Origin of the sequence: Parabacteroides sp. AT13, from assembly GCF_002272965.1 — a bacterium.
GTDB lineage: Bacteria > Bacteroidota > Bacteroidia > Bacteroidales > Tannerellaceae > Parabacteroides > Parabacteroides distasonis.
In genome coordinates this window covers 556,085-571,556 of the sequence record NZ_NQMH01000001.1, presented here as the reverse complement: position 1 = coordinate 571,556, position 15,472 = coordinate 556,085, and the positions used below count along the sequence as shown (strand labels likewise).

Sequence of the window (15,472 nt, the reverse complement as noted above, 5' to 3'; positions counted from 1 at the left end):
CGAGTTTTGAGGACAGTCTGTATGCGTTGAACATACAGACTTTTTTTGTTTATAAACCATAGATAATGATATGAGACAAATTTTACTTCTTCCATTGGCCGCTCTATTGGCTATGCCGGTATTCTCGCAGACTCCTGCCGATACGACGCTTACGATCCGGAATATAGAGATTCAGGGTACCCGTTTCGCCGGGTTGAGCGAGAGGGGCGGGATGAAAATCTTGCGGGTAGATAATAACTTGAGTAGCGTTACCAATACGGCGGCGGATGCTTTTCGCCAATTGCCTTCTGTCATAACCGATATGGAAGGAGCCGTTACATACAGGGGCTCCGGTAATGTCGGGATGCTTGTCGATGGAGTTCCTTACGGTTTGCTGGAAGAATATAGCGGTGACGTGCTGATCCAACTTCCCGCCCTGTTCTTTAACCAGATCTCATTAGGTGCGTTTCCTCCGATTAATGCGGTGCCGGATGGTGATGCGGGCATACTCAATCTGGTGCCTCGTATGTATGGAACGGGAGATTCCCCTCTATATGTTACGCTTGGGGCGGGATGGAATGAGCGATATAACGCGGGAGCGGTATTGAATTTGCATCCCGGAAAATTCCATATCAACGCGAAATACAATTATAGGAGGGAATACCGGGAACGATCTTTCAGCAAATCGACCGCGACCGCTAAAAACCGGACGGAGATGAATAATAATGCCACGGCTCGTCCGGACGTACATGTGGCGGATATGAAAGTAGACTATGATCTTTCCGCGAAAGACCGGATCACCGTGCATGGCCTGTATCATTTGATGGATTATAGCCGGTATGGACGCATTAACAACCGGGTATTCAACCCGAAAGGGAAGCAAATGAAGTACGTGATCCGTAATCGGTATAACGACCAGCGCCAGGAAGCTTATGCCGCCGAAGCGTATTGGAACCATGAGATTTCGGAGAATCAAGGTTTTTATACCGTATTCAACTATAATAATTTCTCGTATGATGAGGATAATGATTTCAAGAATGAGAATCCTCAAAACGGGAATATCGTCTCGGAGGATAACCAATCTATCGACCATACGAAACATAATTATTTCTGGGGATTTGGATATGGGCAGGAGATCGATGGTTGGGATTTCAAGCTTGGTTATATAGGTCGTGTGCGAAACGAGGATTATCTGACGGCTGCTTTTGATAAGGTTGACGGTAGTTTTGAGTTAAGTCCGGCGAAATCGTATAATTACGATTTCAACCGTTATCTGAATTTGATCTATGCGGACGTGGTTAAGAATTGGGGCGCTTTTAATGCGGAGATAGGGATACAGGCGGAATTTAGTCATTTTAAGATGGATGAGTTTAGCCCTTCTTGGATCAACGATCCTTATTGGCAGGGGATAAAAGGCAAAGAGAACAAGAGTTCCCGTTTTCATTTGTATCCTCGTTCCCGTTTTACTTATGAGGTGAATAAGAGCAATCGCTTAAGCTTGAGTTATCAGCAACGGGCGATTCGTCCGAATGGCAGCTATTTGTGCTCTTTCTTGAATAACAGTGATCCTACCCATATCATACAGGGGAATCCGGACTTGAAGGATGAGTTTATCCATAACGTAGAGCTAGGATATCAGTTCTCGGCTCCCCGTCTCCGTTTGACTCCGGCTATTTATTACCGGAATCGTACGAATCGTATCATGGAAACCGCTAGCCAAGTAAATGACGAGACGGTTTGGAAGAAAGAGAATATCGGACATAGCCAAGCAGTCGGAGCCGACTTGTCCGGTAGCTGGAATCCGGTACGTATCTTGACGGTCGGTTTCTCCGGGGATATCTATCGGGACGAGATCGATGGGCGTACGATAGGCTATGACGAGAAGAAATCCTTGGTTTGCTGGGATGTGAAGGGGAATGTAAATGTAAGTATTACGCCGACTACGGATTTTCAGGTAGACGGCTTCTACGTTTCCGACCAGCTTACGCCTCAAGGTAAGATCAAAGGCCGTTATAGCGTAAATGCCGGTCTCTCTCAATATTTCCTCAATCGTAAATTATGCGCGAACTTAAGTATCAACAATATATTCGATAGTTTAGAAGAAACAACGATTATTGATGCCCCGAACTTAGAAATGACGCAAAAGCGCAATCGTGATGCCCGGGTAGCTTGGCTTACGTTGACTTATAGTTTATAAAGTAGGTTCCGTGCCCTGTGTTCCATCTTGTTTGTGCTTTTGGATGAACAAGATGAAACGCATGGAACGGTCGTACGTGAAATAATTCCAGATCCAGTCGATCAGTACAATTAGCTTATTCTTGATTCCTAAGATGGAACGTAAATGTACGAGCATCCAAACCAACCATGCCGTAAATCCATGTAATTTCACCTTATTTAAATCGGCAACCGCTTTATTCCTGCCGACAGTAGCTAAAGTTCCTAAATTCTTATAATGGAAAGGTCTCGGTTTTTTTAGAGCCTCGATCCGTTGTAGATTTTCGGCTAATAACTCACCTTGCTGAATCGCTACCTGAGCGACTTGCGGATGTCCGTTCGGGTAATCCGGTTCTGCCATCCAGCAGACATCTCCTATGGCGAATATATTGGATAAGCCTTTTACTTGATTACATTCATTGACGATAATCCGTTCCCCCCGGGTCAAGAGTTCTCCTTCGATATGATCGAAATGCACCGCTTTCACACCACTTACCCAAAGTAAGGTCCTAGTGGGTATGGTTTGTCCGTCATCTAAGAAAACGTTCCCATCCTTATAGTCCACGACACGCTTCTGAAGAATGATGTTAACGCCCATATCCTCAAGGAAGCGTTTAGCGTTGGAGGAGGCTTCCGGAGACATGGCCCCTAGTAATTTAGAGGACCCTTCTATCAGATAGATATTCATATGAAAGTTTCCTAGATCCGGATAGTCTTTCGGCAAAACAAACCGTTTCATCTCGGATAAGGCGCCGGATACTTCTACACCTGTAGCCCCTCCACCTACAACAACTATATTTAGCAAAGCTTGCTTCTCGTCCGGGTCCGTACAAGTAGTCGCTTTCTCTAAATTAATTAATAAGGTGTCTCGTAAAGCTAACGCCTCTTCTACCGTTTTCATGGGTAGAGACTGTTCCTCGATCGTTTTGTTTCCAAAGAAGTTGGTGATAGTTCCAGCGGCGATTACAAGATAATCATATTCCAATTCGCCGATGGAGGTTTGAATGGTATGCCCTTTCGGATTGACGCCATAGACCTCTGCCAACCGGAAGTAAAAGTTCTTTCTCTTCTGGAATATCTTTCGATATGGAAAGGATATTTCATTATATTCTAAGCCGGAGGACGCTACTTGATAAAGCAGGGGAGGAAACTGGTGATAGTTGTTCTTGTCGATTAAGACTACTTGAAACTTGCTCTTTTTTAATTTCTCAGCTAGTTTTAACCCTCCAAATCCGCCCCCGATAATTACGACCCGCTTTTTGTCTGTGTAAGGAATGTTGAAGCCCATGATCTAAACGCTTTTTTTATATAAACATAGAAAGAAGCGAATTGGTTCTTCCGTTAATTATTAATGAATGTAAGCGGGTAGAGGCTTTATTTACAGGAAGGTTTATCGTGTTTCGGGGAAATACGTTTCTTTACCTTCCGCTTCAATCGCAAAAACTGCAATATGGAAAGTATACGCATCAAGATTATGAATAAGATAACCCCTAGCAAAATATAGCAAATTATCGGCGATGTCATTTTACCCTCTTCTTCACAAATTTTATCCCAGTCTTTAATTTGGAATAGTAAAACATAAAAAAATATGGTGGTCATTATACACTATCTTTTATTAGATCATCCATACGGATAGGTGTCTAAAATCAATGAGGCAAAGATAAATGAGTATAACTTATTAGGAGTTATACAACTTGACAATTTAAATGTATATTCTGATAGGGGGTGTTTTTTACAACGATTTAAGTTTTTTCCTTAGCTCCGTGGGACTATATCCAAAGCGTGCCTTGCAAAATTTGTAGAAATGCGAATGCGAGGAGAAATCGAATTCATCTATTATATTCTTAAAATCATCCTCGCTGTTAGCTATGGCGACCAATAGTCGTTTGGATTTCTCTTGCATCAGCCATTCGTAGGCTGGAATACCGAAAACTTTTTTAAACTTCATCCGAAAGGAATTTACTCCGTAACCTATCATTTGAGCTAGATCTGTTACTGTTTTAGCTTTTATATAATTCTCGGCGATGAGTCTCTCAAACTCTGCTGAATGCGTACTTGATAAATAGAAAAAGTAGTCTAATTCCTCTTTTCTATAAAGCTTTTTCAGTAAGTAGAATAATTCCGTTCTCTTTAATTCATACAAAGGGTAGTTCAGGAAATTATTTTCAAGATATTGTCCGACAAGTTCTAGAAAACCGTATAAAGGTTCCACTATTTTCAGTTCTATCCACTTAGAGATAGGTTGAGGTAATATTCCGTACGGATGTTGGTAATACGGTAACTCATTCATCGTTAAACTGTCAAAAAAGAAAATGATGATTTTTGAACCTAGTGTGATATCATATGTGTAATTTTCAAATGATCTTAGAAAGATCATATACTGTTCACCGATTGTTTTCTTTTCTTCTTTAGTGGAATATATAGTTATGGATCCGCTTAAGATAAAAATAATCATATCGCTGGATAAACCAGATAGGGTTTGTGTTATTTCCTCTGACATCAATATGATACTAAAGCCAGCGTGTAAGATTCGGTTTTCAGATGTTTCCGGAGAAATTCTGTTAATAAGCTTGTTCATAAAATTATTGTTATTTAGTTTGTTATACAAATATTTCCCCCTTCAGTAAATCTAGATGCAAAAAAAGCGCAATGTATTAGTATGGTCTGTATACAAACTATCATTTTTTGTATACATTATGATATGAATGAAAAATAAATAGGAATCAGAGGAGGTCTCTGATTCCTTGTAAAATAAGATCTCCCATTTTTTTATGGGAAGAATTAAGTTCACTAATACTTTAGGAGGGTAATTTCTATTATCACAATAGAATGAAATAAAAACTAAATACGTCTTACAGATGAAAATAAGACATTACGTGTGAACAAGCTTGAATATTATAACGTATTGTATTTTATTTTCTTAGTCGTTTTATTTATCCGTGCGGAATGGAAGCACCGGTAATCCTTGTACGTTTTGCAAGTTGCCAATTTGGAAATTCCGGAAGCCATAACGAACGGCTATTGGGGCTTTTACGTCTGGAGCTGAGATAATAACGGTTTTTTTGTTAGCGTCTATAGTTGCGTTAGCCTTGTGGAAACGCATGTCTTTTCCGGCTATCTCGAAGCCTATGATCCCGTTATCTCGATTGAAGCCATCTTCCGCATTCTTGAAAAAAAGAATGATTTTATCTTTATCTACTTCCATATGATCGTATTGGGGGCCCTCACAAGCGATGGTTGTATAACCATAGGTTTTGTTTAGAGCCATATAACAAAGACGCTCACCGATCTTTTGTTTTTCTTTGGGGTGTATTTGCCGTTTCTCGTAATCCTGTACCAGATCGTTCGTGGAAACAATACCGCTATTGGGGATCAATCGGGTAGCTTTGTATTGCTCTTCACGAAGGTACGCGGCTTGGTCTCCTTCTCCATATTCGTAAGGGGCGATTTCTACCAGATAGAAAGGTAATTCTTCTTGTCCCCATAATCCTCTCCAATGTTCTACCATTGTCGCTAGGCGTTTAGCGTAGTCCGGGTGTCCGACATTTGATTCTCCTTGATACCATAGGAAACCTCTGACCGTATATTTGCTGGCCGGTTTCAGCATTCCGTTATACATGATCATGGGTTGTAGCATCGGATGGATTTTCTCATCGTTACCCGCTAAGGATAGATCTATATCGCTATAATTCCGCAGGATGTCTTTGGGCAACCAACCTTCAACCGTGGAACCGCCCCAGCTACAATTGATGATACCTACCGGGACATTCAATACCTCGGTCAATAGGGTCGCGAAGAAATAGGCGGTAGCTCCGAACTCCGGGGCGTTTCGCGGATCACATACTTTCCATTCGCCACCTACCGGATAATCTTTCGGTTCCAAGGCTCCGACCCGTTGGATCGTAGCGTAACGGATCGAGTTCTTATATTTCCCGGATGTAGCGATAGCGTGGTTTCCTCCCTCGATAGGGCAGTGCCAGAAACCTCTTAATGGCATTTCCATATTGGATTGGCCGGAACCGAACCATACCTCGCCGATCAGAAGATCATGCAAGACAATCTTGTCTTGTCCATTCTTTAATGTTAACTGTTGCTTTTCGAAACTGGCCGAGGGCGTCTGAACCCAGATTTCCCATCTGCCTTGATCGTTTACTTGGGCCGTGTATTCCGTATTGTCCCAAGAACTACGGACTTTCAGGCTTGAATTTGGGGTTGCATTTCCCCAGAGCCGTACTTTAGTGGCTTGTTGGAGTACCATGTTGTCGCTTACCAAAGCTGGCAGCTTGATCTCGGCCCGGAGGTTCACCAAACCGAGAAGGAGGCCTATCACCATCCAATAGAATTTGTTCATATCGCTTGTTTTTTTGATGTCGGAAGCTTCCGACGGTTGTTAATCTGATAAAAAAGAGCCGGCAGGCGGTCTGCCGGACGGTTATTCGCCGGCAAGTCGTTCGATAATCTCCATACACATCCGTCCGTTGTGATAGGGACATTTCCAGAAACCGGCCTTGTCATCCTCGCGATTGATCTCGTGATCGAGCGATACGCTCCAATGCCATTCCCCTTGTTCCTTGTCGATCAAATAACGCTGAATGAATTTCCAGCATGTATAGGCTGTGCCTAAGGCAGGCTCATCTCCGAAATGTTGATACAAGTTGAAATGACCCACTACATTCTCGGCTTGCACCCACCAATGCAGGTCCGTGTCGGCTTTCTTCTCATTCGGGTGATACTCGTAAATGAGGCTACCGTTCGCTAATAACCCGTCTTCGGCCGCTATCGCTACCTTTTGAACCAAGGGCTCTACTTTCTGAAGAATCTCGTTGTCTCCCAATTCGATAGCGGCCTCATGCAGTAACCAAGATGCCTCTATATCATGACCATAGGAGATGATACGGTATTTGCTTTCCCAATCCTCGTTGAAAAAGAGGTTTAAATGATAGGTACGGTGATCCAGAATCTTGTCGGTGAAAATCAGGATCAAGTTTCGGAGTTGTTTTTTGAGGTGCTCGTCTTTCCATACCCGATACAAGTTAGTATAAGGTTCGAGGATATGCAGATGGGTGTTCATAGTTTTTTTCTCATTCTCATCCTTGTCGCTTAGTCGCATATCCTCTATCAGTTTCCAGTCTTTCGTAAAGGCTTCCATATAACCGTTCTTTTCCGGGTCGAAACTATATTGTTCGATTGCCTTGAAGAGACGGATCGCATAATCCAACGCTTCTTTATCTCCGGTAGCCCGGTTGTACTCGCTTAATCCGTAGATAGCGAATCCTAAGGCGTAGATTTGCTTTTTGGTTTGCACGGGTTGACCGGTATAGTCTAATTCCCAGTAAATACCCTCGAATTCTTGGTCGTAGAATTTATCGATAAGGTAACGTTTGGCACGGGTCGCCGTTTCCAGATATTCCGGCTTTCGTAATAAACGGTATGCGGCGGAGAATGTCCATAGGATACGGGCGTTCAAGATGGCGCCTTTAGGGGCATGTACGACTCGTTGATTGTTTCCCGTGATTTGCCCATGGAAACCACCATACTCACTATCTATCATTCGGTTCATCCAGAAAGGGAGGATATTGTTCTCTAGCTCCCATTGAACCTCGTTTTGTAAATCTTCGGTGATTTTATTCATTTGTTTCTTTTCTTTTGGTTTCTAACGTAGCGGTGATTTCCTTCATCTTTGTCTCGCTAAGCGGGTAGAAGGCGATAAATACAACGGACAGGATCGTACCTACGGCCGGTAAGAAACTGAGGAACATCTTGATTCCGCTAATCGTTTCCTCGCTTTGTACGGTATTGGCCTGAAACCCGAAGAAAGCGAGTAGCCAGCCTGTGATTGCCGTGCCGATCGCCCATCCGAATTTCTGGCTCATGGACGAGGAACTGAAGATCAATCCTGTGGCACGGTTCCCTGTTTTTAGTTCTGAGTAGTCCGTGCAATCGGCATACATGGACCAAAGTAGGGGGAAAATACTACCGGCACAAATACTGATGAACACTTGGAACGTGAATATCAGGGCTAGATCCGTCTTGTCGAGCCAGAAAAAGAGGATGCTTAAAACCGAGGCGATCAGCATGGAGCCCATATAGGTTCTTTTCTTTCCGATCTGGTTGCTTAATGGGGCGGCCAAGATCACGCCGACAATATTGGCCGCCTGTCCTACCGCCAGATATAATCCGCTTAAGACGAAGGAGACTCCGAAAAGAGATACATTGGCATAGGCTTCCTCAATGATAAAGTATTTGAAATAATATACGGTAGCCCCGTCGCGGATGGAATTGAAAACCAGAGCGGAGACACCTGCTCCCAATAGTATCCACCAAGGCTTGTTGTGCAATAGATCTCTCAAGTCATCTTTTAACGAGCCTTGTTGCTCTTTAATCGGTTTTACCCGTTCTTTTGTCCATGCGAAACATCCATAAAAGAGAATGGCGCACAGGATAGCGATAACTACGACAGCCATGGTCCATCCATGTTGTTGATCCGCCAATTCATCGCTATTTCCACTAAAGAAACGCACCATCGGCATGAATAGCAACAGGGCTATAAAACTGCCAATATAGGCGAATACCATACGGTACGTAGAAAGGGTATTACGGTCTTGTGGCAACGGGCTCATTACTCCAAGCAAGGACGCATAAGGCACGTTTATAGCGGAGTACACCATCATCATCAAGGAATAGGTGATATAGGCATAGATCAAATTACCTGTTTGTCCGAAAGAAGGAGTCATGAAAGTGAGCACTCCGATAGCGGCGAACGGGATCGCCAGCCAAAGCAAATAAGGGCGAAATTTTCCCCAGCGTGTTTGCGTACGATCCGCCGCAACGCCGACAATCGGGTCAAAGACCGAGTCCCATATACGAGTTATCAAAAACATCGTACCTACGGCTGCTGCCGGTAATCCGAATACGTCCGTATAGAAAATCATCAAGTAAGCGCCAAACAGTTTCCAGAACATGGACGATGCCATGTCCCCGAAACCGTAGCCTATCTTCTCTGTTAGTTTAATCATATGAGTGGTTTTTGTAGGTTATTTCAGGAGTGGAAGATTTCGATCGATTAGCTTTTTCAGCGTCTCGACAGATGCGGTCGTAGTCAGCCCGTCGGCCGGAGTGTTCATGCAGTAATCTACCAATTTATCGATTGTGGATACAGCCACGTGCATACGGGTATCGGAAGACGCATAGTAAATATACACGGTTCCATCCTCATCCGCGATCCATCCGTTAGAGAATAAAACGTTGGATACATCGCCGATCCGTTCCTCATTTTCCGGAGCCATGAAATAGCCGGCGGGTGTGGCGATAGGTCTCGTGGGATCTTCCAATGCGGTCATATACATATAAAGCACGTAACGTAATCCGGCGGCGCATCCCCGTACGCCATGGGCGAGATGTAACCAGCCTCTCGGTGTCTTGATCGGGTGGGGGCCTTCGCCATTTTTCACTTCCTTGATCGTATGGTAGTAACGTTGGTCGATGATGGTTTCTTCCTTGACTTCGGCGTGCGTGATATCATCAATCAAGGCCCATCCGATACCACCGCCACTTCCTGCGTCGATAAATCCGTCTTGGGGGCGGGTGTAAAGGGCGTATTTGCCATTTACGAATTCCGGATGTAATACGACGTTACGTTGTTGGCTCTTGGTCTTTAAATCCGGGAGACGTTCCCAGTTTTTCAAGTCTTTTGTCCGGGCGATAGCTGCCGTGGCGGTTGCCGAGGATAGATCTCCGGGAGCTGCGTTCGGGTCATGGCGCTCGGCGCAAAAGATTCCGTAAACCCAGCCGTCTTCATGAGCGGTTAGGCGCATGTCGTAAATATTCGTGGCCGGGACAAGATCGTCCGGCATGGTTACCGGGTAATCCCAAAAGCGGAAATTGTCTACTCCGTTCGGGCTTTCGGCTACGGCGAAGAAGGATTTACGGTCGCTTCCTTCTACACGTACCATTAATATATATTTGTCATTCCATTTGATCGCACCGGAGTTCATGGTTGCGTTCATGCCGATGCGTTCCATCAAGTAGGGGTTTGTCTTTTCATTTAAGTCATATCTCCAGAAGATCGGGGTATGCGCGGCTGTCAGTACAGGGTGTTGATAACGGGTGAAGATTCCGTTTCCGTCTTCTAAAGGGATATTTTTCCGGCTTAACAAGGTTTCGTGTTTAGCGAAGAGTTCGTTTACTTTTTCTTGAAATTGTTCCATGATGTTTTTGCTTTAAATGATATTATCAGATGGTGGGAGACGGGGCACGCCCCGTCTCTACAACTGGATATGACGTGATTTATCTGGTTTATGTATGATGTTATTTATATAGGTTGATATCGGAGGCGAACAATGTTTTCGGATTTTCAAAGAACTTCTTGAAATCCTCGGCAGAGGCTTGTCCGGGATAAGGGCCAAAAAAGTGAGTGACTTTTTCACGGGCGTTTCTCCATACCAATACATAAGCGACCGGATATTTCTCCATGGCAGGCAGCAGGGTTCCCGTCCACCATGTGGAGTCTGGTACCCCTTCGTAGCCGGTCTCCGTGATCGCTATGATCTTATGGTTGGCTTTGCCTATGCTGTCTATTACGGAAAGACTGGTATCCATGCTTTTCAAGAAGAAATCCTTATCTTCCCGTTGGTAAGCGTCGAAGCCTAGGACGTCGATCAAGTCATGTCCGGGGTAACGTTCCAGATAAGACGCTTGATCCCGCGGCTCCGTACCTGTGGAATAAGCGTAAACGATCTGGTCTGCCGCTCCGTGAGCGTTTAGATAATCGGCGGTCATTCGCCATAGCGCCTTGTATTCATCCGTGGTACATAAATTCTGTCCCCACCAGAACCAACTTCCGGTGTGTTCGTGCCAAGGACGGAATAGGACGGGAATCTTGGTGCCATCGCTTGTTTTCAAGGAAAGGATGAAATCATTCACTTTGCCTAGCCAACTTTGGAATTTCTCATAGTTCTCCCCTTCCGGAAGGATCGATTTCACGACAGCATGGTCTGATACGTCCCAAGCGTCCCCTCCGGTTTTAGGGTTACGGGGATGCCAACTTAAAGATACCAAGCCTCCCCGGTTATATTGGTTGATGATTTCCTTGCGTATTTTCTCGAAAGGTACTTTATCAAGGCTTTTATCTCCCCCGAGTTCGATCTCTCCAAGATCAAAGCTGATAACGGCCGGATAATCGCCGCATACTTTTTGCACGTCTGAGCCTCCTTCGTCAAATTCCCATCCGATCCCATAAACCGTATCATCGTGATGTCCGAACATGATTCCTTTTTGTGGAGTCGCACGTAGGTTCTCTATTAAACGTTCTCTCGGCGAAACCTGTTCGCTTGTCGGTTCTAGTCCTTTCTTCGACGGTGAACAGGCGATTAGTGCCCCTAGGCATAACATGGTAATTAATTTCGTGTTCTTCATGATAACTGTCTTTCTTTATGAACGCGAATGTAAGAGGTATCGGGCAGACAATCTAGTATTATTTTATCTGATAGCGATATTATTTTCATTTTAACCGGAACGGTTGTTTGATTTGGAATTCATTGTTATCTTTGTGCATGTTAATTAATCAAATAGAATGACTATGGGAAAATGGAATGATTTACAAGAACAAGTGAAGGAAGGGAGAGAATGAGAGAAAGCCCGAAAGGAGAATTTGGGAAAGTTCTTTTATGATTTGGCGAAACTGACTTTTGCGGGTGTAGTTATATGTGGGGTTATCCCGTTGTATAAGAATCCGAATGATTTTTCACAGTGGGTAATGCTCATAACAGGTTTAGGAGGTACAGGAATGATTGCGGTTTGTGCAAATAGAATATTTAAATAATAACAGATATGAATAACATGACATTTTTGTTTTTAATTATTATCGTGGTAATGGGGATATTTCTTGCATGGACTTATACCAAATCCGGTAAGAAATGGCTGAAGAACCTATAGCGAACATCTAGATATAGAACTATACCCAATACACGGATCTTATGGAATTATTTATTTTTTCTATAAGATCCGTGTATTGTTTTTGGTAACCCTTGGTTTCTAGTCCCCAACTTGAACCTGTATACGCTCTTTTGAAGTTATCCTCTTCTCAAATACTTTCGTGTCCAGCAGAATAGGGGCATTGACGAAATCCGGGACATTATAGGAATAGACAGAGCGATCGTAATAGGTTTCCGGATCTTCCTGGGGAAGGAGAAAGGGCTTGCTTATCTTGCCATTCTCATCCATGCTTGCCAGATAAAGGCGGGTATAAAGGCCGTCACCCCGGCGGCTACTGAAGACAAACCAGCGGGAGTTGCTACTCCAGTTGTGAAAGCTTTCGGTATCATCGCTATTTACTTCGGATAGCTCGCGGAGGTCTCCGCTTGTCAAGTCCAGTAACCATAGATTCGCCTCTTTATGCCAGATCGAAAAGTTTCCGTAATCGGATAAGGTGAACATAATATATTTGCCGTCATAGGAAGGGCGGGGAAAAGATACGCTTTTCCCTAAAGCCTCAGCGTTCACCAACGTATCGATACGGCTCCCGAATGTACCGGCAGAGGGATCAAAATCGATACTACATAAATTATATCTTATCTCTTTATATTCTTCGGGAATCTTTTTAGCTTCGGCGGAACAAAAGTAAAGCGTACGACCATCCGGGGAGAACGCAGGGAAGGTCTCGAACCTGTCTTTCTTTTGCAAAGAATCGCAAAGGAGTAGACGATGATCTGCCGGATGGTAAACGACTATATCAGATTCCAAATCCAATACTTCTACCCGCTCGTCCTTAACCGTATGGAACGATTGTCGGGTGTTGTTCGTGGAATACGCTATATATTCGCCTCCGGGATGCCAGTAGGGATAGACGCAAGCGGCGATTGTCTGATCTGTTTTCGTGTTGAGGTATTCATCCTTATTGTCGGTTCTCATAAAAGTGGCTCCATGCGTTCCTCGGATGTGAAGACTGAAATGGCTCGGGTCCGTACGGTTAAAGGCATGGCAGTTTACGCACATACCTTTGACCAGCGTGTTTTCCACCAAAGGCCTTTCTTTATGAGACGATAGATCACGCTCATAAATACCCATACGGCTGTAGACTTCATAACCGGGAGCGATCTTTCGGTATACTAAGCCGTAATCGATCGGGTGGGGGCTGATGTACATGGGGAAAGGTTTGTAAGTACTCCATTTACCCTCTTGCTTGATACTGACAGTAAAGAGTAAACTATCGCCTTGATTGGAGATGAGCAGTTGTTTCCACTCTTTTTCCGAGAAATTGACATGCTTCGCGTTTATATGCACCTCTTTGCCTTGGCACCCTTTTACGATAACATCTATCCGCTCATAGGAGGTATCCGTATAAGAGAAATTCATAGGTGCTATCGTGGCGGGTATTGTCACCCCGATATAATCCGGATAGATGGACGGGTATTTCTCTATTTGTTCGGGGGATACTACCGAATTCCCACAAGCGGTAAATAACGCTATACATATACTATATAATAAGATAAGCTTTCTCATGGCCGTTTATTTTCTGAATAATAAGTAATACCAAAATGTCTTCTCGTATTTTGGGCGAAGGATAGGCTCGGAGTCTTTCTGCGTCATATAAACACGGGCGAACTCGCTTACCCCTTCCAATACGTTGCGGGAGATGCTCCAAGGAAGGCCTTGGAAATTAGGATGCTGCTGTGTCCAAATGAAAATCAATGCCTCTTGATAAGAGATGGGTATGTGGTTATAGCCCAGATCTTTTCCCAGCGGATAATATTTCATGAAACGTTCCAGATCCTTCTTTTGCAAGACATAGGCTAACATATACTCGAAAGCCATCCGGTTACTTTTGTTATGTTGCAGCAATAAGCCTAGCATGACATCCATTTCCGTGTCGCTGAACAAGAAATCTTCTGTATATCGGGCTTTTCTCAACCATCCCCATTCGGGATGCTTCTCTATCTTTTCATCGTTATTTAGATAGCTCATGGCGTTGGTCGCCCATTTCTTATAGAACAAGGTATGCTGCAAAGCCCGCAGGTATTTGGCGGCGACAGCGTATTGTCCATTGATCAAGTTGGTCTCGGCCAGACGCATATAGGCACGTCCGCTTTTCTTATAGTCGGGGATAGCCTCCATCGCTTCGAACATATAGCGTTGTGAGGAGTTGATCATTCCCAGATGATAGAATATCTCGCTGGTAGGGAGCGGTGAGGTGAAATCTCTTTGGAAGGTGGGGATCAATCCTTCCGTTCCATTTTGGTAGAAATGGAACATGCGATCCCCTAATTGCCCGGTCTTGGCGAGAGCCAGATTTAAGCAGGTCACGGAGAAAGGAGAATTAGGCTCTTTGTTTTCCGCCGCCTTGATGATCTGGTTCCATTGTTTCATGCGGGTGAGGTAGTCGTATTTCATAGCCTCCTCCTTATCCGAATTGCTGGCGGCATAGATCCATGTGCCACCACCGATAAGGAGCAGGGTGGAGATAATACCCATCCATGCCTTAGTGCTCTTTACGGGTGGGGGAAGTAAAGCAAGTGCCCCGGGGGTTATGGCAACGGTAGCAATAACAAGTAACAGGGTGTTGGGTACGATCATGGGGAAACGATAATAATCGATGCCGGTCATGAGGCTAAGCAATGGATATTGCGTAAGGCTTTGTGCCAATAGGGGGCATAGGATTCCAAGCAAGATGTAGATAGGAATCCATATATAGGATTTGTTGGATACGATTGGTACGGGTTTGATGCAATGCCCGATTGCTACTCCGATAACGAAGATGAAATAGGCCCCACCACCTACGATCCAGTAGAGTACCGGCATTATTAGGAGCGTATAGATTATTCGTCCCCATGGATGAGTGATTTTTCGCTGGATGATTAAGGCGAAGAGGGCGAGAGTTATGGAGACAGGGAATGCCAGCAGGGCATTCTCATCACATAAAAATACCCAGAGCAGGATAGAGGGGAGAAAGCTGAACGGATACCAAAAGTCGGAAGCCCCCATTTGTTGGGCCAGCCAGTTTATTTGCCGTTGGATAAGCACGAGAACGATCGCCAAGATCGTAGCCCCTGCCCAAGCGAAATAATAGAACTGCGTCAGGAACTCCGCTATATATTCAGCGATGCCTCCGGGATGGAGACATTTGTCGATTCCATATTCCGGCGTGAACAGGAATAACTGGAATTGCTCGTGGTAATGTAAATGATGAGGATAATAAAGTCCCCAAAACAGGCAAATCGCACAGCCGAATAATAAGGAGGCGATTCCTCTTATGTATCTATATTTACGTGTATTTTCCATGATT

The 15,472-nt window shown here is 44.3% G+C and carries 11 protein-coding genes; 2 read left to right on the top strand and 9 right to left on the bottom strand.

The window, feature by feature from the left end:
- The first annotated feature begins 70 nt into the window (after positions 1–70).
- The gene (locus CI959_RS02740) at positions 71–2,176 is read left to right on the top strand and encodes an outer membrane beta-barrel family protein (protein ID WP_057316661.1); all 2,106 of its coding nucleotides are present in this window, start codon (positions 71–73) and stop codon (positions 2,174–2,176) included.
- Here the strand turns inward: CI959_RS02740 and CI959_RS02735 are convergent.
- The 7 genes from CI959_RS02735 to CI959_RS02700 form a co-directional block, all read right to left on the bottom strand.
- Entirely contained in the window at positions 2,171–3,481 is a 1,311-nt protein-coding gene (locus CI959_RS02735; RefSeq protein WP_008780983.1) for an NAD(P)/FAD-dependent oxidoreductase, read from the bottom strand. The genes CI959_RS02740 and CI959_RS02735 overlap by 6 nt on opposite strands.
- Positions 3,482–3,925: 444 nt before the next feature.
- Positions 3,926–4,771 carry an AraC family transcriptional regulator gene (locus CI959_RS02725; RefSeq protein ID WP_005865576.1) on the bottom strand — a complete coding sequence of 282 codons (846 nt, stop codon included), beginning with the start codon at positions 4,769–4,771 and terminating at the stop codon, positions 3,926–3,928.
- Positions 4,772–5,122: 351 nt separating this feature from the next.
- Positions 5,123–6,544 carry a sialate O-acetylesterase gene (locus CI959_RS02720; protein WP_005855197.1) on the bottom strand — a complete coding sequence of 474 codons (1,422 nt, stop codon included), beginning with the start codon at positions 6,542–6,544 and terminating at the stop codon, positions 5,123–5,125.
- A gap of 81 nt (positions 6,545–6,625) precedes the next feature.
- Positions 6,626–7,825, bottom strand: coding sequence for an AGE family epimerase/isomerase (locus CI959_RS02715; protein ID WP_008780984.1), 1,200 nt, complete (start codon positions 7,823–7,825; stop codon positions 6,626–6,628).
- Complete coding sequence (locus CI959_RS02710) at positions 7,818–9,209, bottom strand: MFS transporter (protein ID WP_005855201.1); 1,392 nt, start codon at positions 9,207–9,209, stop codon at positions 7,818–7,820. Before CI959_RS02710 ends, CI959_RS02715 begins: the two co-directional genes overlap by 8 nt.
- Before the next feature lie 18 nt (positions 9,210–9,227).
- Positions 9,228–10,400, bottom strand: a complete 1,173-nt coding sequence (locus CI959_RS02705; protein WP_005855202.1) for a glycosidase — start codon at positions 10,398–10,400, stop codon at positions 9,228–9,230.
- Positions 10,401–10,500: 100 nt separating this feature from the next.
- Positions 10,501–11,607, bottom strand: coding sequence for a glycoside hydrolase family 26 protein (locus tag CI959_RS02700; RefSeq protein ID WP_005855204.1), 1,107 nt, complete (start codon positions 11,605–11,607; stop codon positions 10,501–10,503).
- 235 nt (positions 11,608–11,842) lie between these two features.
- Between CI959_RS02700 and CI959_RS22055 the strand changes: the two genes are divergently transcribed.
- A complete protein-coding gene (locus CI959_RS22055; RefSeq protein ID WP_008774459.1) occupies positions 11,843–12,013 on the top strand; it encodes a DUF6722 family protein in 171 nt (56 codons plus the stop codon).
- Positions 12,014–12,225: 212 nt separating this feature from the next.
- Here CI959_RS22055 and CI959_RS02690 read toward each other — a convergent pair whose 3' ends face one another.
- The gene (locus CI959_RS02690; protein ID WP_008774458.1) at positions 12,226–13,692 is read right to left on the bottom strand and encodes a PD40 domain-containing protein; all 1,467 of its coding nucleotides are present in this window, start codon (positions 13,690–13,692) and stop codon (positions 12,226–12,228) included.
- A gap of 6 nt (positions 13,693–13,698) precedes the next feature.
- Entirely contained in the window at positions 13,699–15,468 is a 1,770-nt protein-coding gene (locus CI959_RS02685; protein WP_008774457.1) for a DUF6057 family protein, read from the bottom strand.
- Positions 15,469–15,472 lie beyond the last annotated feature (4 nt).

What these genes read in the sequence shown, in the direction of transcription:
- CI959_RS02740 (WP_057316661.1), top strand. Translation starts at nt 71, where the DNA reads ATGAGACAAATTTTACTTCTTCCATTGGCCGCTCTATTGGCTATGCCG.
- CI959_RS02685 (WP_008774457.1), bottom strand. Translation starts at nt 15,468, where the DNA reads ATGGAAAATACACGTAAATATAGATACATAAGAGGAATCGCCTCCTTA.
- CI959_RS02735 (WP_008780983.1), bottom strand. Translation starts at nt 3,481, where the DNA reads ATGGGCTTCAACATTCCTTACACAGACAAAAAGCGGGTCGTAATTATC.
- CI959_RS02725 (WP_005865576.1), bottom strand. Translation starts at nt 4,771, where the DNA reads ATGAACAAGCTTATTAACAGAATTTCTCCGGAAACATCTGAAAACCGA.
- CI959_RS02715 (WP_008780984.1), bottom strand. Translation starts at nt 7,825, where the DNA reads ATGAATAAAATCACCGAAGATTTACAAAACGAGGTTCAATGGGAGCTA.
- CI959_RS02690 (WP_008774458.1), bottom strand. Translation starts at nt 13,692, where the DNA reads ATGAGAAAGCTTATCTTATTATATAGTATATGTATAGCGTTATTTACC.
- CI959_RS02720 (WP_005855197.1), bottom strand. Translation starts at nt 6,544, where the DNA reads ATGAACAAATTCTATTGGATGGTGATAGGCCTCCTTCTCGGTTTGGTG.
- CI959_RS02700 (WP_005855204.1), bottom strand. Translation starts at nt 11,607, where the DNA reads ATGAAGAACACGAAATTAATTACCATGTTATGCCTAGGGGCACTAATC.
- CI959_RS02705 (WP_005855202.1), bottom strand. Translation starts at nt 10,400, where the DNA reads ATGGAACAATTTCAAGAAAAAGTAAACGAACTCTTCGCTAAACACGAA.
- CI959_RS02710 (WP_005855201.1), bottom strand. Translation starts at nt 9,209, where the DNA reads ATGATTAAACTAACAGAGAAGATAGGCTACGGTTTCGGGGACATGGCA.